Origin of the sequence: Saccharopolyspora ipomoeae (assembly GCF_029952525.1) — a bacterium.
In the GTDB taxonomy this organism is placed as follows: Bacteria; Actinomycetota; Actinomycetes; order Mycobacteriales; family Pseudonocardiaceae; genus Saccharopolyspora; species Saccharopolyspora ipomoeae.
On sequence record NZ_JASAOF010000020.1, the window covers coordinates 86,877 to 107,544 of the forward strand.

Annotated in this window: 16 protein-coding genes; 5 read left to right on the plus strand and 11 right to left on the minus strand. The window is 71.6% G+C overall.

Annotated elements, in window-relative coordinates; translation table 11 throughout:
• Nucleotides 1–3 precede the first annotated feature (3 nt).
• The 4 genes from QFW96_RS24160 (at nt 4) to QFW96_RS24175 (ending at nt 8,578) form a co-directional block, all read left to right on the plus strand.
• The gene (locus QFW96_RS24160; RefSeq protein WP_093421019.1) at nt 4–228 is read left to right on the plus strand and encodes a hypothetical protein; all 225 of its coding nucleotides are present in this window, start codon (nt 4–6) and stop codon (nt 226–228) included.
• Nucleotides 229–538: 310 nt separating this feature from the next.
• Nucleotides 539–5,257, plus strand: a complete 4,719-nt coding sequence (locus QFW96_RS24165) for a type VII secretion system-associated protein (protein ID WP_281458008.1) — start codon at nt 539–541, stop codon at nt 5,255–5,257.
• A gap of 6 nt (nt 5,258–5,263) precedes the next feature.
• On the plus strand, nt 5,264–7,597 hold the full coding sequence (locus QFW96_RS24170; protein WP_281458009.1) for an ADP-ribosylglycohydrolase family protein: 2,334 nt from the start codon (nt 5,264–5,266) through the stop codon (nt 7,595–7,597).
• A gap of 204 nt (nt 7,598–7,801) precedes the next feature.
• Nucleotides 7,802–8,578, plus strand: coding sequence for an enoyl-CoA hydratase family protein (locus QFW96_RS24175; protein ID WP_281458010.1), 777 nt, complete (start codon nt 7,802–7,804; stop codon nt 8,576–8,578).
• Nucleotides 8,579–8,645: 67 nt separating this feature from the next.
• Here QFW96_RS24175 and QFW96_RS24180 read toward each other — a convergent pair whose 3' ends face one another.
• The 11 genes from QFW96_RS24180 to aceA form a co-directional block, all read right to left on the minus strand.
• On the minus strand, nt 8,646–9,008 hold the full coding sequence (locus QFW96_RS24180) for a barstar family protein (RefSeq protein WP_425442043.1): 363 nt from the start codon (nt 9,006–9,008) through the stop codon (nt 8,646–8,648).
• Between the two features lie 50 nt (nt 9,009–9,058).
• Nucleotides 9,059–9,475 carry a guanyl-specific ribonuclease gene (locus QFW96_RS24185; protein ID WP_281458011.1) on the minus strand — a complete coding sequence of 139 codons (417 nt, stop codon included), beginning with the start codon at nt 9,473–9,475 and terminating at the stop codon, nt 9,059–9,061.
• Nucleotides 9,472–9,711 carry a hypothetical protein gene (locus QFW96_RS24190; RefSeq protein WP_281458012.1) on the minus strand — a complete coding sequence of 80 codons (240 nt, stop codon included), beginning with the start codon at nt 9,709–9,711 and terminating at the stop codon, nt 9,472–9,474. The genes QFW96_RS24185 and QFW96_RS24190 overlap by 4 nt, the downstream gene beginning before the upstream one ends.
• Nucleotides 9,712–9,829: 118 nt before the next feature.
• On the minus strand, nt 9,830–10,717 hold the full coding sequence (gene mmsB, locus QFW96_RS24195; protein ID WP_281458013.1) for a 3-hydroxyisobutyrate dehydrogenase: 888 nt from the start codon (nt 10,715–10,717) through the stop codon (nt 9,830–9,832).
• Between the two features lie 50 nt (nt 10,718–10,767).
• Nucleotides 10,768–11,802: an enoyl-CoA hydratase/isomerase family protein gene (locus QFW96_RS24200; RefSeq protein WP_281458014.1), complete on the minus strand. Its 1,035-nt coding sequence runs from the start codon at nt 11,800–11,802 to the stop codon at nt 10,768–10,770.
• Nucleotides 11,803–11,846: 44 nt separating this feature from the next.
• Complete coding sequence (locus QFW96_RS24205) at nt 11,847–13,010, minus strand: isobutyryl-CoA dehydrogenase (protein ID WP_281458015.1); 1,164 nt, start codon at nt 13,008–13,010, stop codon at nt 11,847–11,849.
• 58 nt (nt 13,011–13,068) lie between these two features.
• Complete coding sequence (locus tag QFW96_RS24210) at nt 13,069–14,568, minus strand: CoA-acylating methylmalonate-semialdehyde dehydrogenase (RefSeq protein ID WP_281458016.1); 1,500 nt, start codon at nt 14,566–14,568, stop codon at nt 13,069–13,071.
• A 275-nt stretch (nt 14,569–14,843) separates the two neighbouring features.
• A complete protein-coding gene (locus tag QFW96_RS24215; RefSeq protein ID WP_281458017.1) occupies nt 14,844–15,362 on the minus strand; it encodes an EF-hand domain-containing protein in 519 nt (172 codons plus the stop codon).
• Nucleotides 15,363–15,465: 103 nt separating this feature from the next.
• A complete protein-coding gene (locus QFW96_RS24220) occupies nt 15,466–16,116 on the minus strand; it encodes an MOSC domain-containing protein (RefSeq protein WP_281458018.1) in 651 nt (216 codons plus the stop codon).
• A gap of 57 nt (nt 16,117–16,173) precedes the next feature.
• Nucleotides 16,174–17,220 carry an NAD(P)H-dependent flavin oxidoreductase gene (locus tag QFW96_RS24225; protein WP_281458019.1) on the minus strand — a complete coding sequence of 349 codons (1,047 nt, stop codon included), beginning with the start codon at nt 17,218–17,220 and terminating at the stop codon, nt 16,174–16,176.
• 481 nt (nt 17,221–17,701) lie between these two features.
• Nucleotides 17,702–19,015, minus strand: coding sequence for an isocitrate lyase (gene aceA, locus QFW96_RS24230; protein WP_281458020.1), 1,314 nt, complete (start codon nt 19,013–19,015; stop codon nt 17,702–17,704).
• A gap of 119 nt (nt 19,016–19,134) precedes the next feature.
• Between aceA and QFW96_RS24235 the strand changes: the two genes are divergently transcribed.
• A complete protein-coding gene (locus QFW96_RS24235) occupies nt 19,135–20,601 on the plus strand; it encodes a helix-turn-helix transcriptional regulator (RefSeq protein ID WP_281458021.1) in 1,467 nt (488 codons plus the stop codon).
• The last annotated feature ends 67 nt before the right edge of the window (nt 20,602–20,668 follow it).

Sequence of the window (20,668 nt, forward strand, 5' to 3'; positions counted from 1 at the left end):
CCGATGAGCTCGATCCCGCACCTGATCGCGCGGGTCCGCCCTGAGTTCGCGCGCAGCGAGCAGGACAAGTCCTGTCACTTCTTCCCCGTGCCCAGCGGCGGCCCGCTTCCCGAAACCTTGCGCGCCTACTGCGGTTTCAGCATCGCGCCCGGCCAGGCCGAGGCGCTGGAGGGGCCCGCGGGCATGCCGTGCCTGGGCTGCCTGATGGCCGCCGCGCTGTCCGATTGAGCGCTCCGGTCCCGCCGGGTGAACCCTCCCCGCCCCGGCCGCCGTGTGATCCACCGGACCCCGCGCCGCTGAGTTTTCACGCAGAGTTGTTCTCTCAAAGACTACGATTCATCCCATGAGGTCATGAGAGAGTGCAGGGCGGCGTCTGGACGGGGTACCGGCAGCTCACCGTGCATCGTTCGCCCGCCAGGCCCGCGCGTTCGAGTGACCGTCGCTGTGGGGGCGATCAATGCAAGGCTGGACAGGGAGTCAGGGACAACAGGGCGAGATGAACACGCAGCAGCCGAGTCGACCGGTCATCACACCGGCTATGCGGGAACAGGCCAAGAAGCAGCCCAACACCTGGCTGTACGTGGTCGACCCGATCTTCACCGACCCGAACGCGGAGGTGCCGCCGTGGGGGTTCATCGGCGGCTACCGCGTCGACGAGCAGGGTGAGATCACCGACGACTTCTCCCCCAACCCGAACTACCGCCCGTCCCCGGTCGCGCTGCGCCTTCCCGCGCCTACCAACGACGTCGAGCGCGCACTGCAGCTGACCACCACCGGGTACGCCCAGGGCCAGGCGCTGCTGGCCGCGATGCTCGACTCCGAGCTGATCCTGTTCGCCCAGCCGCAGGGCAGCGGGCTGTTCACGATGGAGCACGAGTCGGGGCGCCGCCAGCTCCAGGTGTTCACCTCCGACGGCTTCCTGCCGCCGAACTGGACGACCTGGCAGCGCATGACCGGCAGGCAGCTGGCCGCGAACCCCCTCGCCGGGGTCGACCTGCAGATCAACCCGACGAGCCCGGTCAAGGCCCGGATGCCCGGTGAGGACCTGGTGCGGATCGCCGCCTCGGTGCCGCCGAAACCCGCTGGCGTGCCGATGTCCCCGCCCGCCGGCACCCCGGTCGCCGGCAACTCGGTCGCCGGCACCCCGGTCGCTCCGGGCACTCCGGTGCCCCCGGGACCTCCGGCCTCCCCGCCCGCGGGCACGCCGATGTCGCCGCCCGCCGGGACCGCCGTGCCCCCGGTGCCGCCGACCCCGGCCCCGGCCGTACCGGTCGGTCCCGCCACCCCCGCCGTCCCCACCACGCCTGCCGGCTCCGCCGCTCCCGCCGACCCGGCCGAGACCGAGTTCGGCCGCCGGTTCCTGGGATCGATGCTGGCCGGGGCGATCGGCGACGCGCTGGGCGCGCCGGTGGAGTTCTACCCGATCGACCAGATCCGCAGCCGCTTCGGCGACGACGGCGTCACCGAGTACGACCGCAACGCCGAGCACCCCGGCGAGTTCACGGACGACACCCAGCTGACCCTGTTCACGCTGGAAGGCCTGATCCGCGCGCACAGCCTGGCCCGCAGCGGCGACTCCGCCGGTCCGCTGCCCGCGGTGCAGCTGGCCTACCAGCGGTGGCTGCACACCCAGGGCTACGCGTGGATGCGCTCGGCCGGCCCGTTCGCCGCCAAGCACCCCAAGGCCAACGGCTGGCTGGTCGAGCAGTCCGACCTGTTCGCGGTCCGCTCCCCCAACAGCAGCTCCATCAGCGCGCTCCGCGAGTTCGCCTCGGTCGGGGCGCCCGGCACGTTCGAGCGGCCCATCAACGACTCCGACGACTGCGGCGGCGTGGTCCGCGCCGCCCCGGTCGCGCTGTGGTCGGACGACGCCCGCTCGGTCTTCGAGCTCGCCGCCGCCACCGCCGCGCTGACCCACTCCCAGCCCAACGCCTACCTGCCCGCCGGTGTGCTGGCGGTGCTGGTGCACCGGCTGCTGCGGGAGGAATCCCTGGAGTCCGCGCTGGCGCAGGCGCGCGAGCTGCTCAAGACCTGCCGCGACCACGAGGACACCGAACGCGCGCTGCAGGCCGCCGTCGACCTCGCCGGGAAGGGCAAGCCCACGCCCGAGCAGGTCAAGGACGTCCTCGGCAGCGGCTGGTCCGGGCACGAGGCGCTGGCCATCGCGGTGTGCGCGGCGCTGAGCACCGACACCATCGCCGACGCGCTGATGATCGCGATCAACCACTCCGGCGACAGCGACTCGACCGCCGCGATCTGCGGCAACATCGTCGGCGCCCGGCACGGCGCCGCCGCGCTGCCCGGCGTGTGGCTGCGCGACCTGCGGCAGCGCGAGGTCGTGGAATCCCTGGCCAAGGACGGTCTGCTGGAGTTCCGCGGCACCCCGCCCACCGGCGACGCGTGGGCCAAGCGCTACCCGGCCGCCGGCGACGTCTCCGACCTGGACTTCGCCGCCTCCCTGCCGCGCGCGGAGGCGCCGAACCCGGAAACCCCCGACCCGGAAACCCCGGGCGCCGAAGCTCCCAGCGCCGAAACCCCCGCCGACGACGGCGAAACCCCGGGCACCGCAGGGGAACCGGAGGAGTCCCCCGAACCGGTCGTGACCGCCCCGGAGGTCGAATCCGTGGTGTCGCCGCCGGAATCGGCCGCGCCCGCCCCGCCGAGCACCCCGGAGGACCTGCGCACCCAGCGCATCCTGGGGATGCTGCTGGGCACCGCTGCCGGTGACGCGCTCGGCTTCCCGATCGAGGCCGACTCGCTGGCCGAGATCCGCGCCAAGTACGGCGATTCCGGGCTCATCGACTACGTCGACGGTCACCGGCCCGCCGGGTCGATCAGCGACGAGACGCAGCTGACCGCCTTCACCACCGAGGGCCTCATCCGCGCCTCCACCGCCCGCCGCCTGCACGGTTCGGCCGACCCGGCCGTCCACGTGCAGCAGGCCTACCAGCGCTGGCTGCACACCCAGGGCGTCGACTGGGCCGAGGCGGGCGGCAGCGGCGAGCAGCCCGACGGTTGGCTGGTCGACCAGCGCGAGCTGTTCGACCGGCGGGCCCGGGGCATGACCAGCATGCAGGCGCTGCGCGGTTTCGCCGGGGGCAACGAGCAGGGCTCGCTGGACAAGCCGCCGAACGACGCCGCCGACTGGGGCGCGGTGACCCGCTCGGCCCCGGCCGCGCTGTGGTCCGACGACCCGGCCGAGGCCTTCCGCACCGGTGTGCGGACCGCGCTGCTCACCCACGGCCACGCCAGCGCCTACCTGCCCGCGGGTGCGCTCGCGCTGCTGGTGCACCAGCTGCTGGCCAACCGCTCGCTGCCGCAAGCGGTGGATCGCACGCTCATCGCGCTGTCCGAGTGGGACGGTCACGAGGAGACCATCACCGCGCTGCGCAAGGCCGTCGAGCTCGCCGCCACCGGCACGCCGACGCCGGAGCAGATCGAGGAGGCCTTCGGCACCGCGCACTCGGGCGCCCAGGTGCTGGCGATCGCCGTCTGCGCGGCGCTCACCCACCCGGAGTCGTTCCCGGACGCGCTGGTGCTGGCCGCCAACCACTCCGGCGCCAGCGACTCCACCGCGGCGATCTGCGGCGGCATCATGGGCGCGGCCCACACCGCCACCGCGATCCCGCCGCACTGGCAGGACAAGCTGGAGCTGCGCGAGACCCTGGAGTTCCTGGCCGCCGACGCGGATCTGGAGTTCGGCCCGAAGCCGTCGTCCGGGAAGCTGTGGGCGGCGCGCTACCCGGTTCCCGAGGAGCGACCGGACGCCCCCGCGGTCGAGGACGCCCCCGCGGTCGAGGATGCCGAGGTCGAGGACGCCCCCGTCGTCGAGGACGCCGTCATCGAGGAGGAGCCGGAACCGGAGGTGACCGTCGTCGAGGAGGAAGCTCCCGTCGCGGCGACCCCGGTCGAGGAGCCGACCCCCGAGCCCGCTGCCGAGCAGCCCGCCGCCGAGGCATCGGCGGCGGAGCAGGGATCCGACGACGACGGGCTCTCCGACGAGGAACTGCGGTTGCTGCTGGCGTGGCGCAAGTTCCGCGACAACGACGACGGCAGCACCAACGCCGACCTCGGCCAGGGCCTGCACAAGCTCCTGGCGGAGGCCTTCGGCGAGGAGCGCGCCGCGCAGCTCGTCGGCGAAGCCGCCGCCGAGGAGGAGGTTCCCGAGGAGGAACCCGAGCTCGTCGAGGAGGAGCAGGTCCGGCCCAGCCGCCACGACCGGTTCACCGGCTGCGTGCTGGGCACGGCCGTCGGCGACGCGCTCGGCGCGCCCTGGATGTTCAGCGACCTGCTCACCACGCTTCGCGAGAACCCCGACGGGGTCCGCGAGTACGCCGAGCTGTTCGGCCGCCGGGGCTCCGGCACGTCCTACGCGCAGCAGACCGCGTTCGTGCTTGCCGGGCTGAACGGCGAGAACCCGGACAAGCCGTCGCTGGTGCGGGCCTCGCTGCGGGACTGGGTGCGCACCCAGGGCGGCCGCCCGACGCCGGACGGCGGCGGCGCGCTCGCCGGGACCGACGTGCTGCGCGCGCAGCGGTTCCCGGACGAAGCGACGCTGACCGCGATGGCCCGCTGGGGCGACCGGGGCGAGAACCCCACCCCCGGCAACCCGCCCAACGACGCCCGCAACGCCACCGCGGCGGCGCGCGGCGCGGTGGTCGGCTTCCAGGCCGCCGACCTGACCGAGGCCGTCGAGCTGGGTGCCCGCATCGGCGTGCTCACCCACGGCCACCCGGACGGCTACCTGCCTGCGGCGGCGCTGGCGGGCCTGGTGTGCGGGCTGGACGGCGGCCGGACGCTGATCGACTCCGCGCAGGCCGTGCTCGCCGAGCTGGACCGGATGGAGGGCGCCGAGAACACCGCTCGCGGTCTGCGGGCGGCGGTGGAGATCGCCACCAGCGGCCCGGTGTCGCCGACGGTGCTGGAGTCGCTGGGACTGGGCTGGCACGCGCCGGAGGCGCTGGCCATCGCGGTGGCGGCGGCGCTGTCGCACCCGAACTCGGTGTCCGACGCGGTGTCGCTGGCGGCCACCCACGCGGGCAACAGCGCGGCGACCGCGGCGATCTGCGGCGCCCTGATGGGCACCGCGCGCGGAGCAGGCGAACTCCCGCCGGAGTGGCTCGAACAGCTGGAGCTGAGAGAGCTCCTGGAGCGGTTGCTGGCCGAGGCGGACACGTCCGAGGTCGAGGCCCCGGAACCCGTCGAGCGGCCGGAACCCGTCGAGACGCCCGAACCCGCGGCGCAGCACGCCGGGTAATCCTCAGTGGACTTACGCGGGCTGGACTCGGACGAACGCGCGCTGCTGGCCGCCTGCCGGCGCGACCCGGTGGAGCGCCGGTTGCTGGCGGTCTGGCGCCGTTGGGACGGCCACCCCGCGTCCCGCCCGCTGTGGGCGGCCGAGCTCCAGCACCGCCTCTCGCCGGAGGCGGGGTCAGCGGACACCGGTCTCGCCGGCCGCGACGGCGGTCTGCCCGGTGCCTCGGCCCGCGTGCTCGGCCTGCTGCTGGGCGGTGCGGTCGGCGAGTTCGCCGCGCTCGGCCGCGTGGGTCAGCGCACCGGCGCGCTGCTGTTCGCGCTGGAAGGGCTGATCCGCGCGCACACCCAGCTGCGCTCCACCGGTTCCGGCGAGCCGACCGCGGCCGTCCAGTCGGCGCTGCGCCGCTGGCTGCACACGCGCGGAGTGCCGTGGCGGGACTGCGGCGGCGACGCGCCCCGGCCCAGCGGTTCGCTGGTGACCGAGCCCGGCCTGCGCGATCGGGCCAGCGACGAGCCGACGCTGCTGACCTCGGTGGCGAAGGTCGTCGCCGGGCACCCGCAGGGCAGCAGGCAGCACCCGATCAACCACGCCGATTCGGCCACGGCCGTGCCCCTGGGGGCGCTGGCCGCGCTGTGGTCGGGCGATCCGGGCGCGGTGTTCGCGCTCGGCGGCGATCTGGCCGCGCTCACCCACGGGCATCCGCACGGGCACAACCCGGCGAGCGTGCTCGGCGCCGCGACGCTGTGGCTGCTGCGCGGACACGACCTGGAAACCTCGCTGCGGCAAGGCATCTCGGGATGGCAGTCGGGTCGCACGGCGCTCGGCGAGGCGCTGCGGCTGGGTCTGCTCAGCCCTGCGGGCGTCCGCCCGCGCTCGACGCACCTGGGCACCTCCCGCAGCGGTCTGGGCGTGCTGGCGGCGGCCGCGCGGGTGGCGCTGGCCTGCGAGGACGACTTCGGCACGGCGATCGACTCGGCCGCCGAGCACGACGGCGACCCGGCGAGCGCGGCGATGCTGTGCGGGCAGCTGCTCGGCGCGCTGCACGGCCCCACCGCGATCCCGGCCGAGCTGCTGGAGCGGCTGCCGATCGTCGAGGTGGTGGAGCGGCTCGGGCGGGACGCGCTCACCGAGTTCGGGCCCGAGCCCGACGAATCCGCCGCCTGGGAGGGCCGCTACCCCGCCGACGACTCCGCGGGCGCCGCCGTTCCGTCCACATCGGACTACCGGACCGGGTTGAGCGGCGTGCCGCGGCTGGCGGCCTCGCGGGACCGGTTCCTGGGCGCAGTGCTGGGCTGCGCGGTCGGCGAGGCGATGGGCATGCCGATCGCCTCAGACCCGTGGGACGAGATCCGCGCGCGGCACGGCGCCGACGGGCTCACCGACTACGTCCCCGCCGGGCACCCGTCGGGCCGGGTCGGCAGCGACACCCAGCTGCTGCTGTTCTCCGTCGAGGGCGTGCTGCGCGCCAACGTCGCCCGCCGCAGCGGCGACACCGACGACCCGATCCGGCACCTGCAGCACGCGTACCAGCGCTGGCTGCACACCCAGCACCTGAGCTGGCCGCGCGCCGCGGGCGAGTTCCTGAGCGGCACGCCGGAACCCGACGGCTGGCTGGTGCAGCAGCGGGCGCTGTTCCAGACCCGGAACCCGGGGCGCACCATGATGCGCACGCTGATCGCGTTCGCCAAGGGCCAGCAGCCGATGGGCACCCCGGAGCGGCCGGTCAGCGACTCGGCGGGCAGCAGCGCGATCCTGCGCGCGGTCCCGGCGGCGCTGTGGTCGGACGACCCGTCGGAGGTCTTCGCGCTGGGCATGCGCAGCGCCGCCCTCACCCACGGCCACCCGACGGCGCTGCTCAGCGCGGGCGCGCTCGGGTTCCTGGTCTCGCGGCTGCTGGTCGGCGAGCCGCTCGCGGACGCGGCCACCGGCGTCCTCGCCCAGCTCGCCCCGCACACCGGGCACGAGGAGGTCACCCGCCGCCTCACGGCCGCCCGCGACCTCGCGGCCGGAGAGCGGCTCACCCCGGAGGAGCTGGAGCGCGAGCTCGGCACGGCGGGCACGGCCGCCGAGGCGCTCGCGATCGGCCTCCACGCGGCCCTGGCAGCCGGCGGCGAGTTCGACCGCGCCCTCCCGATCGCGGCCAACCACTCCGGCAACAGCGCCGCCACCACGGCCATCGCAGGCACCCTCACGGCCGCAGGCGCGGGGGCTGCCGCCATCCCCCAGCGCTGGACCGCCGAACTGGAACTCCACGACGTCATAGCCCAACTCGCCCAAGACGCAGTCCAGGAGTTCGGCCCCCGCCCACCCACCTGGACCACCCGCTACCCACCCACCTGACCCCCACCCCCGAGGTCTCTCCCCCCCGGGGGCGCCGAAGGTGCTCGGCAGTGGGACAGTTTTAGCCATAATCACCCATGATCAATGTCCTTTTTGTCCGGACAATTATGGCTAAAACTGTCCCACTACCCCTCCCCGAAAACCGCACCCAGGTCGAGGAACGGGTGTGGCGCCGGAGGTGTTGGGCTGGTTAACGTCTCGGGCATGGATGAGCTCGTGCACTTCGAGGTGGCGGACGGGGTCGGAACGATCACCCTGGACTCGCCGCACAACCGCAACGCCCTGTCAGCCCAGCTCCGCCGCGAGCTCAAGGCGCACCTGGACACCGCGATGGACGACGACGCGGTGCGCGTGATCGTCCTGACCCACACCGGCAAGGTGTTCTGCGCGGGCATGGACCTCAAGGAGTCGCGCTCGGCGGACTCCGACCAGCAGGGCGTCAACGAGTTCCCGGCGCTGCTGGAGCAGATCTGGACCAGCCCGAAGCCGGTCGTGGCGAAGCTGGCGGGCCCGGCCCGCGCCGGCGGGGTGGGTCTCGTCGCCGCCTGCGACATCGCGGTGGCCGCCGAGTCCGCCACGTTCGCCTTCACCGAGGTCCGCATCGGCGTGGTCCCGGCGGTGATCTCGGTGACCGTGCTGCCCCGCCTCGACGCCCGCCAGGCGCACGAGCTGTTCCTCACCGGCGAGACCTTCGACGGCACCCGCGCCGCGGAGATCGGCCTGCTCAACTCCGCCGTCCCGGCCGAGCAGCTCGACGCGGAGGTCAAGCGCTACACCGACATGCTCGCCCTCGGCGGCCCGAACGCGCTGGCCGCCACCAAGGCCATGCTCACCGCCCAGCGCCCGGCGTCGATGTCCGAGGACTTCGCGGAGATGCTGCAGCTCTCGGCGAAGCACTTCGCGGGCGAGGAGGGCCAGGAGGGCATCACGGCCTTCGCCGAGAAGCGCAAGCCCAACTGGGTCCCCGACGCCCTGAAGTGACCCCGAAACGACCGATGGCCGGTGGAAGTTCCACCGGCCATCGGCATTCGCCATTACCAGCGGCTGTTCACGACCGGGTCAGGACCGCGGTGAAGCGGCGGCCGCACATGGGGCGCTCGGCCGCGTCCCGCAGCACCGAGTTGATGCCGTTGAAGGCCTTCGGATCGTGGTCGGCCAGGTCCTGGAAGCCCGACCAGATCAGCACGTGCTCGCCCTCGGGCAGCCAGGACAGGTCGGTCAGGCAGTCGAACAGCGAGTCCAGGTTGCGCCCCGCCCACTCCGGGAAGTCCAGGACCGCGGCGATCCCGTCGAGCGTGGTGCGCTTGCTGGTCAGGTCGACGCCGTCGAGGACGTGAGCGGTCGCGCCCCGCTCCTCGGCGGCGGCGACGGCCTCGCGCGTCGTGACGTCGGCGGTCGGCTGGTCACTCACCGGCTGCTCCTTCCGCAACCTGCTGGCCCGTTTCGTCCCGAACATGGCACTCAACCCGTCGTATCCACAACCACGAACGACTCGTAGTGATCACTGGTGTAGTACACCTCTTCTTGGCTGCCGGTGACCAGCCTGCGCGCCCCGCGATCCTTCGATCCGGGGGTCGGCACGGTGTACTCCTTGTAGTACCCGGACTTCTGCGCGGGCAGCTCGCCCTCGCGGTTGCCGAACGTCGAGCCGTCCTTGCCCGGGTACGGGAACGGCCCGCCCTTGACGATCAGCTGGTAGGTCTTGCCCGCTTCCGGCGGGAGCTTCGACAGCTGCTGGACCTGCAGCCCCGACTGGCTGGCACCCGGCACCTCGGTGCTGGTCGGCGAGTCGGCGACGACGTCCTTGCCGAACCACCCCAGCACGACCAGGGCGACCAGCCCGACCAACGCCGACGTAATGCGCTTCCGCGAGCTCACGCAGCTCTTCCCCTCCGCCCGGTCATCTCCCCGTCGCCGCGTTCGATCGGCGGTTCGGAGTCACTCGCGCGGGTGAATCGGGCGCTGATGCCGTCCACCGCGCGGTCGACGACTCGCGCCACCCCCCAGCACAACGGCACCAGGACTGCGAGGACCAGGGCGACCTGCAGCGGGTAGACGAGCTGCACCAACCACAGCTCGACGCCGTCGTACCACTCGACCAGCAACTCCAACACAACGCGCAGCGTACGCGCGGCACCGCCGCACTGCGCGCACCCCCGGCGGGTGACCGTGGCGCCCGTCGCACAGCGCTCGGCCGGGCGACGTCGTCACCCGGCCGAGCGCTCAGCGGCGTCAGCTCCCGGAGTGCTCCCGGATGGACTTGATGATGGCCCCGAAGTCCTGACCGCCGCCGCCTTCCTCGTTGAAGCGGCGGTAGAGCTCGGTGGCCAGGCGGCCGATGGCCGTGTCGGTGCCGGACTGCTCGGCCGCCGACACCGCCAGGTTGAGGTCCTTGAGCATCAGGGCCGCGGCGAAGCCGGGTTCGTAGTCGTGGTTGGCGCGGCTGGTCTCCACCAGGTCGGGCACCGGGCAGTTGGTGGTCAGCGCCCAGCACTGGCCGGTGGAGACCGAGGCGACGTCGTAGAGCGCCTCGTGCGACAGCCCCAGCCGCTCGCCCAGCACGAACGCCTCGCCGACGGCGATCATCGAGGCGCCCAGGATGAGGTTGTTGCACATCTTGGTGACCTGCCCGTTGCCGGGACCGCCGCAGTGGATCACCTTGCGCGCCATCGGTTCCAGCACGCTCTCGGCGCGCTGGAAGTCGGTTTCCGAGCCGCCGACCATGAACGTCAGCGTCCCCGCCTCGGCCCCGGCCGTGCCGCCGGAGACGGGGGCGTCGATGCTGCCGAAACCGGCCTGCTGCGCGCGGTCGTGCGCGGTGCGCGCGTCGGCGACGTCCACCGTGGAGGAGTCGATCAGCAGCGCGCCGGAGGCGGCGTTCGGCAGCACCTCGTCGTAGGCGTCCAGCAGGTGCTTCCCGCTGGGCAGCATGGTGATCACCGCGTCGGCCCCGTCCACCGCCTCGGCGATGGACGACACCGTGGTCACGCCGTTGTCGGCGGCGGTGGCCAGCGCGGTCGGGACGAGGTCGTAACCGCGCACGGCGTGCCCGGCCTTGACGAGGTTCGCCGACATCGGACCGCCCATGTGACCGAGTCCGATGAAACCGATGACAGCCATTGTCACTACCCTTCTGCTCGAACTACCGCCAAGGCCCCGGCACCCGCTGCTCAGCCGAAGATCGTCGGCTCGTCGGCTGCCGGTTCGAAGAACTTCTGCACCCGCGATTCGTCCACTTCGGACAGGCTGGTGGGCGACCACTGCGGGTTGCGGTCCTTGTCCACCAGGGCGGCGCGCACGCCCTCGACGAAGTCGCCGATGCGCACGCACGCCATCGCCAGCCGGTACTCCTGGGTGAGCGCCTGCTCCAGCGAGGCGTAGTCGCTGCGCAGCGCCCGCAGCGTCACCTTCAGCGCGGTCGGGGACTTGGTGCCGATGGTCTTCGCGGCGTCCTGCGCGGCCTGCTCCGGGCGCTCGGCCAGCCGGGACAGGATCGCCTCGACGTCGTCGCCCGCGTAGGCCGCGTCGATCCACTCGCGGTGCTCGGCCAGCGGCGGCTCGGGCGCCTCGGCGGCGAACCGGCTCAGCACCTCGTCGACGTCGCCGCTGCTCAGCGCCTCGACGAGCGCGGGCAGCCGGGCGCTGTCGACGTAGTGGTCGGCCAGGTCGCAGTACAGCGCGTCCGCGCCGCCGACCGCGCTGCCGGTCAGCGCCAGGTGCGTGCCCAGCTCGCCGGGGGCGCGCGACATCAGGTAGGTGCCGCCGACGTCGGGGATGAAGCCGATGCCGGTCTCGGGCATGCCGACCTTGGAGCGCTCGGTGACCACCCGGTGCGAGCCGTGGGCGGTGATGCCGACGCCGCCGCCCATGCAGATGCCGTCCATGATCCCCACGACCGGCTTCGGGTAGTTGGCCAGCGCGGAGTTGAGCCGGTACTCCTCGGTCCAGAACGCCGAGGGCAGCGACTCGTCCCCGGCCTTGGCGGCGTCGTGCAGGGCGCGCACGTCGCCGCCCGCGCACAGGCCGCGCTCACCGGCTCCGTCGATCAGGATCGCCCGGATGTGCCCGGCGTCGCGCCAGCCCTCGATCGCCTCGGTCATCTCCCGGACCATGCCGAGGGTCAGCGAGTTGAGGGCCTTCGGGCGGTTGAGCGTGATCCGCCCGAGCGAGCCGTTCTCGGCGACCAGGATCTCGGACTCCGTCATCGGAAACTCCATCGTTGTGCAAGGTGCTGCCCCCGCGGCGGCGGTCAGGCCGCCAGCAGACCGCGGGAGATGATCAGCCGCATGATTTCGTTGGTGCCTTCCAGGATCTGATGCACCCGCAGGTCGCGGACGATCTTCTCCAGGCCGTACTCGGCAAGGTATCCGTATCCCCCGTGGATCTGAAGTGCCTCGTTGGCCACGGTGAACCCCACGTCGGTGGCCAGCCGCTTGGCCATCGCGCACAACCTGGTGGCCGACGGGTCCTTGGTGTCCAGCGCCCAGGCCGCCCGCCACAGCAGCAGCCGCGCGGCCTCCAGCTCGGTGGCCATGTCGGCGAGCTTGAACTGCAGCGCCTCGAACTCGCTGAGCTTGGAGCCGAACGCGCTGCGCTCGCGGACGTAGCCCAGCGACTTGTCCAGCGCGGCCTGCGCGCCGCCGAGCGAGCAGGCGCCGACGCTGAGCCGTCCGCCGTCCAGCCCGGCCATGGCGATCCGGAAGCCGATGCCCTCCTCGCCCAGCCGCTGGTCGGCGGGCACCCGGACGCCGTCGAAGATGACCTGGCGGGTGGGCTGGGCGTTCCAGCCCATCTTCTTCTCGTTGGCGCCGAAGGAGAGCCCTTCGGCCCCGGCCTCCACGACGAAGGTGGAGATGCCCTTGTGGCCGGGCTCGCCGGTGCGGGCCATGACCACGTAGACGTCGGAGCTGCCGCCGCCGGAGATGAACTGCTTGACCCCGGTGAGCACGTAGTCGTCGCCGTCGCGGACCGCCCTGGTCTGCAGCGCGGCCGCGTCGGAACCCGCGCCGGGCTCGGTCAGGCAGTAGCTGGCGAGGCGTTCCATCGAGCACAACCCCGGCAGCCAGCGCGCCCGCTGGGCGTCGCTGCCGAACCGGTCGATCATCCCCGCGCACATGTTGTGGATCGAGATGTAGGCGGCGATCGACGGATCTCCCCCGGCCAGCGCCTCGAAGATGAGCACCGAGTCGAACCTGCTCAGCCCGCTGCCGCCGTGGGCCTCGTCGACGTAGACGCCGCCGATGCCCAGTTCTCCGGCTGCCCGCAGCGTCTCGACCGGGAAGTGCTTGTCCTGGTCCCACTCCACGGCGTGCGGGGCGAGCTGGTCGTGGGCGAATTCCAGCGCGGCCTCGCGGATGGCGCGCTGGTCGTCGGTGAGCTCGAAGGGCGAGCTCGCCACTGCTGCGACGGACACGTCGACTCCCTCCTCGCGGCCGGGTGGGGACCGGGTTCGCCGGTCCCCACCCGCGCGATCAGTGCATGGTCGGGATGGTGAAGCTGGCGCCTTCCTTGAGTCCGGAGGGCCAGCGGGAGGTGACCGTCTTGGTCTTGGTGTAGAAGCGGATCGAGTCGGGCCCGTGCTGGTTGAGGTCGCCGAATCCGGACCGCTTCCAGCCGCCGAAGGTGTGGTAGGCGATCGGCACCGGGATCGGGACGTTCACGCCGACCATGCCGGTGTTGACCCGGTTGACGAACTCGCGGGCGGCGTCGCCGTCGCGGGTGAAGATCGCGACGCCGTTGCCGTACTCGTTGTCGTTGGGCAGCCGCAGCGCTTCCTCGTAGTCGGCGGCGCGCACGACCGACAGCACCGGGCCGAAGATCTCCTCGCGGTAGATCCGCATGTCCGCGGTGACGTCGTCGAACAGCGTCGGGCCCATGAAGAAGCCGTCCTCGTTGCCCTTCAGCGCGAAGTCGCGGCCGTCGACCACGAGCTTCGCGCCCTCGTCGACGCCGGCGCCGATGAGATCGTGGACGCGCTGCCAAGCCTGCCGGGTGACCAGCGGGCCGTAGTCGGCGTCGGCGTCGAAGCTGGTGCCGACCTTCAGGCCCGCGATCTTCTCGACGAGCTTGTCCACGAGCGCGTTCGCGGTGGCCTCCCCGACCGGCACGGCCACCGAGATCGCCATGCAGCGCTCGCCCGCCGAGCCGTACCCGGCGCCGATGAGGGCGTCGGCGGCCTGGTCGAGGTCGGCGTCGGGCATGACGATGAGGTGGTTCTTGGCACCGCCGAAGCACTGCGCGCGCTTCCCGTGGGCGGCGGCGGTGGAGTAGATGTACTCGGCGATGTCGGAGGAGCCGACGAAGCCGACGGCCTCGATGCGCGGTTCGGTCAGCAGCGCGTCGACGGCGGTCTTGTCGCCGTTGACGACGTTGAAGATGCCGGGCGGGCCGCCCGCCTCGATGAACAGCTCGGCGAGTCGCAGCGGCACCGAGGGGTCGCGCTCGGAGGGCTTGAGCACGAAGGCGTTGCCGCAGGCGATCGCGGGCGCGGCCTTCCACAGCGGGATCATCGCCGGGAAGTTGAACGGGGTGATGCCGGCGACCACGCCCAGCGGCTGGCGCAGCGAGTAGACGTCGATGCCGGTGCCGACGCTGTCGCTGAACTCGCCCTTGAGCAGGTGCGGGATGCCGATCGCGAACTCGACGACCTCCAGGCCGCGCTGGATGTCTCCCTTGGCGTCGGGCACGGTCTTGCCGTGCTCGGAGGACAGCAGCCGCGCCAGGTCCTCCATCTCGTCGTTGACCAGCTGCAGGAACTTCATGAGCACGCGCGCCCGCTTCTGCGGGTTCTGCGCGGCCCACGCCGGCTGCGCCGCGGCCGCGTTGTCGACCGCGGCCGCGACCTCGTCCACCGAGGCCAGCGGCACCCTGGCCTGCACCCGCCCCGTGTTGGGGTCGAACACGTCACCGAAGGAGCCGGAGGTCCCCGGCACCCTCTTGCCTCCGATGAAGTGCTCCAGCTCGCTCGTCATCTCGCCGCACCTCCGCCGAACCGGCCCCCACAAATACTAGGAAGCCAAACTGTTTGTAGCCCAATCTTTCCCACAATGAACGCCCGCACAACAGGGTGTGCCGCGTCACAGTATCGATTCTGCGCACTTCACGCCGTTCCATCCACCTGGAGCGGAGCACGCGGGAAAGACCGGATAAGCGGAGGTGCAGCTGGTGAGAATGCGGCGGGGGCGCTGCTTCAGATGTGGGACCGGCCGGCACCGCCGAGCGGGGTGACCACGAATTCCGATCGCTGTCAGATCAGGCCGAAGAGGTGGTTGCCGGGGGCTCCTTCGTCGTCGCCGCTCCAGAACTCGAGCCAGTGGGTGACGAACTCGGACCTCGACAGGGTGCCGTCGCCGTTGCGGTCGAGGCGGCCGAACTCGCCGCGGCTCGGCGCGCTGCGCCCGGTCCACGCCTCGATCATGCGGGCGTACTCGGGTTCGGCCACGCGGCCGTCGCCGTCCTCGTCGACGGCCTCGAACATCGCCTCACCGGTCGCCACCACGAGGTCGAGCATCGCCTGGAGGTTGCCGACGGCGGCGAGCATCTCCTCCTGGGTGATCCGCTGGTCGCGGTCGGCATCGGCCGTGGCGCTCAGCGCGTCCCACCAGCGCATCATGATCTCGCGCAGGTCGGCGCCGTCACCGCCGCGGATGCCCGTCCACCGGTCGGTGAGCGCCTCGAAGTCCGCGCGCTCCAGGAATCCGTCCTCGTCGGCGTCCATCGCGGTGAACACGACGGAGACCTTCTTACGCTGCAAATCGCTCGCCATGACACCAACCTGGCAGCGCCCTCGACGCCCGGCCAACACCCGGACGGGCATTCCGCTCGGGCGTGCGAGTGATCATCGCGATCACTGTTGGTGACCGGCGGTGTCAGGTCGTGACGCGCGCCGATTCGATCTTGGCGGCGGCCGCGGCGCGCCACTTCTCCGGCAGGTCCGGCAGGCAGCCCGCGACGTGCTCGGCGAGGTCGCTGCGCCCCCGCATGGTCAGCGCGAAGAGCTCGGCGACCTCCACGCCGTGGTCCGGTCGGGACAGCACGCGGATCTCGTCGCCCGCGCTGATCTCGCCGGGCTGCTCGACGGCCAGGTAGACGCCGGTGCGCCCGTGCGCGGTGAAGCGCTTGACCAGGCCGGGCAGGTCCCAGAACCCGGCGAACACCCGGCAGGGCTGGCGCGGACCGGTCACCCGCAGCACGGCGCCGCCGATCGCCCACCGCTCCCCGATCAGCGCCGAAGTGCTGTCGGCGCCGGACAGCGTCAGGTTCTCGCCCGCGTTGCCGGGCACGAGCTCCGCGCCGAGCCCGGCCGACCAGAACGCGAGCTCCTCGGCGTCGAAGGCGTAGGCGGCCTGGTACCAGGCGCCGTGGTGCTTGGTGTCGCAGACCGAGTCGCCCGCGACACCGGTGTCGGTGAATCGCACCGGGCCCCCGGCCGGGCGCTTGTCGATGCCGGACTTCCCGATGCGACCGGTCCACTCCCCGGTCCGCACTACTGCCAGGTTCACCGACGTCACAGCGCTCATGAGATCAACGTATCCGACCTCGACCAACGGCCCCAGCGGATTTCGCGGCCGCGAAGGTCACAGCCGGTCGGTGACCGACCGCAGCGCCTCCTGGGCCTCCCGGCGCAGCACCGCGACCAGCTCCGCGGCGGGCATCGGGCGGGCGTGGGCGTAGCTCTGGCCCGCCCACATCGAGATGGCCTCGGCGTCCCCCGCCTTGCCCGCGGCACCGCGCATCGGCTTGGTGAGGTTGTTGACCTGCGGGTATGCCGCCGGTGCGTCGGGGTTGCCGGTCATGAAGCGGTTCACCAGACCGCGCGCCGGGCGACCGCTGAAGGCGCGGGTGATCGCGGTCTGCCGCTGCCCGTCGGCCATCTCGGCGCGCTGCACCGGCTGCGTACCGGCCTCGTCGCAGACCAGGAACGCGGTCCCCAGCTGCGCGGCGACCGCACCGGCGGTGAGCACCGCGGCCACGTCAGCACCGTGCACCAGACCGCCCGCGGCGATGATCGGCAGGTCGACCGCGTCCCGCACCGAGCGGATCGCCGCCAGCAACCCGAGCAGCGGCCCGCCGCCGGGCTCGGTGGGGTCGTCGTAGAACACCCCGCGGTGCCCACCGGCCTCCATGCCCTGCACGCACACCGCGTCGGCCCCCACCCGCGCGGCCTGCCGGGCCTCGTCGGCGGTGGTCACGGTGATCACGACCTCGGAGCCGACCGAGTGCAGCTCGTCCACGGTGGCGGCCTCGGGCAGCCCGAAGGTGAACGACACCACCGGAACCCGCGCCTCGACGAGGAGCCGCACCTTGGCCGGGTAGGAGTCGTCGTCCCAGTCCGCCGGACCGGGCTCCGCACCGTGCCGCCCGGCGACCTCGGCGACCCGCTCCCGGAACTCGTCGAGTGGCAGGTCCCGCCGCTCGCTCGGCACGAAGAGGTTCACCCCGAAGGGCTCGGAAGTCAGCTCCCGGATCCGCGAGATCTGCTCACCGAGCTTCTCCTCGCTCAGCAGAGCCCCGGCCAGGAACCCCACTCCCCCGGCCCCGCTCACCGCGGCGGCCAGCTCAGGAGTGCTGGGCCCACCTGCCATCGGCGCCCCCACCACAGGAACCCGCCCCGAAAAGATCATGCTCAAAAACTACCTCCGAACAACCCCACAACACCCCCACCGTTCACCAAACCCGAACGAGAAGACCCCATAGGGCAACCGGCGAAGCCGGTTTCTCCTTACCCCACCCTCGCAACCCGCACCGCCGCGGGTTCTGAGCGGCTCTCTGGGGAGGACAGCCGACACGCCGTGTATTGGCATACATAAGTCTCGGATCCCGGAGCCAGAGAGCCGCTCAGGTTCCGCTTCCGGCACCGCCGAGCACAGGGACCACGGAGTCTTGTCAGTAGACGAAACCACCCACAGCACAGGAGATTTCGACACCAGAAGAGCCCCGGCAGCAACCACCGCCATCACAAAAGAAAAAACGGGAGGGACCCGACGCCTGGGTCCCTCCCGCTTTCGCACCATTGCGATTTTTCCGACACCCCGCCACAGGGCCGCTGGTGCGTTCAGGGGGTGGCCGGCGCAGCAGGCGCGCCGGCCACCATCAACCACACGATCAGTGGAACTGCGCGGTCTCGGTCGAACCGGCCAGCGCGGTGGTCGACGAGTCCGGGTTGATGGCAGTGCTGATCGTGTCGAAGTAACCGGTACCGGCCTCGCGCTGGTGGCGAGTGGCGGTGTAACCGCGGTCTTCCGAGCCGAACTCCTTCTCCTGCAGCTCGACGTAGGCGGTCATGCCGTCGCTGGCGTAGCCCTTGGCCAGGTCGAACATGCTGTAGTTCAGGGCGTGGAAGCCCGCCAGGGTGATGAACTGGAACTTGAAGCCCATGTGGCCGAGCTCGCGCTGGAACTTGGCGATGGTGCTGTCGTCCAGGTTCTTCTTCCAGTTGAAGGACGGCGAGCAGTTGTAGGCCAGCATCTGGTCCGGGTACTCGGACTTGACGGCCTCGGCGAACTTGCGGGCCATCTCCAGGTCCGGCGTGCCGGTCTCCATCCAGATCAGGTCGGAGTACGGCGCGTAGGCCTTGGCGCGGGCGATGCAGGGCTCGATGCCGTTGCGGACCTTGTAGAAGCCCTCGGCGGTGCGCTCACCGGTGATGAACGGCTTGTCGCGGTCGTCGATGTCGCTGGTCAGCAGCGTCGCGGCCTCGGCGTCGGTACGCGCGATGACGAGGGACGGCACACCGGCGACGTCGGCGGCCAGGCGGGCGGCGTTCAGCGTCTTGACGTGCTGGCTGGTGGGGATGAGCACCTTGCCGCCCAGGTGACCGCACTTCTTCTCGGAAGCGAGCTGGTCCTCCCAGTGCACGCCCGCGGCGCCGGCGGCGATCATGCCGCGCATCAGCTCGTAGGCGTTGAGGACGCCACCGAAGCCGGCCTCGGCGTCGGCGACGATCGGGGCGAGCCAGTGGGTGTCCTCACCCTCGATGGCGCCACCCTCCGGGTCCAGCGCCTCGGCCCAGTTGATCTGGTCGGCGCGCTTGAGGGCGTTGTTGATGCGGCGGACGACCTGCGGGACCGAGTTGGCCGGGTACAGCGACTGGTCCGGGTAGGTCTCGCCGGCCAGGTTGGCGTCGGCGGCGACCTGCCAGCCGGACAGGTAGATGGCCTTGAGACCGGCGCGGACCTGCTGGACCGCCTGGTTACCGGTCAGCGCGCCCAGCGAGTTGACGTAGTCGAGCTCGTGCAGCAGCTTCCACAGCCGCTCCGAGCCCTGACGGGCCAGGGTGTGCTCTTCCTGCACCGAGCCGCGGAGGCGGACGACGGTCTCAGCCGAGTGCGTACGCTCGATGCCCTTCCAGCGCGGGCTGGTGTCCCACTCGCGCTGCAGCTCCTCAGCGGCCTTCTTCGCCTGCTCGCGGATGCTCATGATTTTTTCCCCTTCCGGGATCGCTGGCGACCTGCTGGAATCAATATTGCGCGCCTTCAAGCGAAACTGGGCCAGATTTTCGAGGTAAATTTCCGAGTTTTTCTGCTAGCATCAACGCCATGACGGAGTTCGCGAGCGAAGAAGACCGTAGTTTTTCTACGGAACACGACCTTCTGGTGTTTGGTCAGCGCCTCAGGCACTTGCGCCGAGCCGCCGGACTGACCCTCGTTGAGCTCGGCGACCGCGTGGGGAGAGCGCCGTCACAGCTGTCGTTGCTGGAGAACGGCCACCGCGAGCCGAAGCTGTCGTTGCTGCGGTCGCTGGCCGACGCGCTGGGCACCTCCGTCGACGAACTGCTGTCGAAGAAGGCCCCCAACCGGCGCGCCGAGCTGGAGATCGCGGTGGAGAAGGCCCAGCTCGACCCGATCTACCAGCGGCTGTCGCTGCCACCGCTGAAGGTCGGCAAGCGGCTGCCCACCGAGGCCCTCGAACACGTGCTGAGCCTCTACGAGGAGCTCAAGCGCCGCGAGACGCAGAAGGTCGCCACCCCGGAGGAGGCCCGCAAGGCCAACGCCGAGCTGCGCGGCATGATGCGCGAGCACAACAACTACTTCCCCGAGATCGAGAAGGCCGCCAGCGACCTGCTCAAGCGCATCGGGTACCACGGCGGGCCGCTCTCGGAGGGGCTCATCCAGTCCATCGCCACGCACATGGGCTACCGGCTGAAGTTCGTCACCGACCTGCCGCGCTCGGTGCGCTCGGTGACCGACCAGAAGAACCGCCGGATCTTCCTGCGCAGGGAATCGCTGGGCATGCACAGCCCGCGCACGATCCTGCTGCAGACGCTGGGCCACCTGACGCTGGGGCACAGCCAGCCGCGCGACTTCGCCGACTTCCTGCGGCAGCGGGTGGAGGCCAACTACTTCGCCGCCGCCGTGCTGGTCCCCGAGCAGTCGGCGGTGCCGTTCCTGCAGGACGCCAAGGCCGAGCGCGACCTGGCGGTGGAGGACCTTCGCGACGTGTTCTCGGTGTCCTACGAGATGGCGGCGCACCGGTTCACCAACCTGGCCACCCAGTACCTGGACCTGGTCTGCCACTTCGTCCGCAACGACGAGACCGGCATCATCCACAAGGCCTACGAGAACGACGGGCTGGTGTTCCCCACCGACCCGACGGGCGCGATCGAGGGTCAGCGGATGTGCCGGTACTGGGCCGGGCGGCAGGTCTTCGCCTCACCGGACCGGTACTCGACGTACTACCAGTACACCGACAAGCCGGGTGCCACGCACTGGTGCGTCGGGCACGTCGACCCGAGCCGCGGCCGGGACTTCGCGATCACCCTCGGCGTGCCCTACACGGAGTCGCGCTGGTTCCGGGGTCGTGACACCAACAACCACTCGAAGTCGGGCTGCCCGAACGGCGAGTGCTGCCAGCGCCCGCCGGCCGAGCTCGCCAGCCGCTGGGAGGGCATGGTCTGGCCGTCGGCGCGAGCCCACTCGCACGTCCTGGCGGCGCTACCGGCCGACACCTTCCCCGGGGTCGACGAAGCCGACGTCTACGCCTTCGTCGAAGCCCACCAGGACTGAGTCCCACCCCGCTCCCCACTTCGTGGGTGGGGGAAGTTTTCATGAAAACTTCCCCCACCCACGAAGT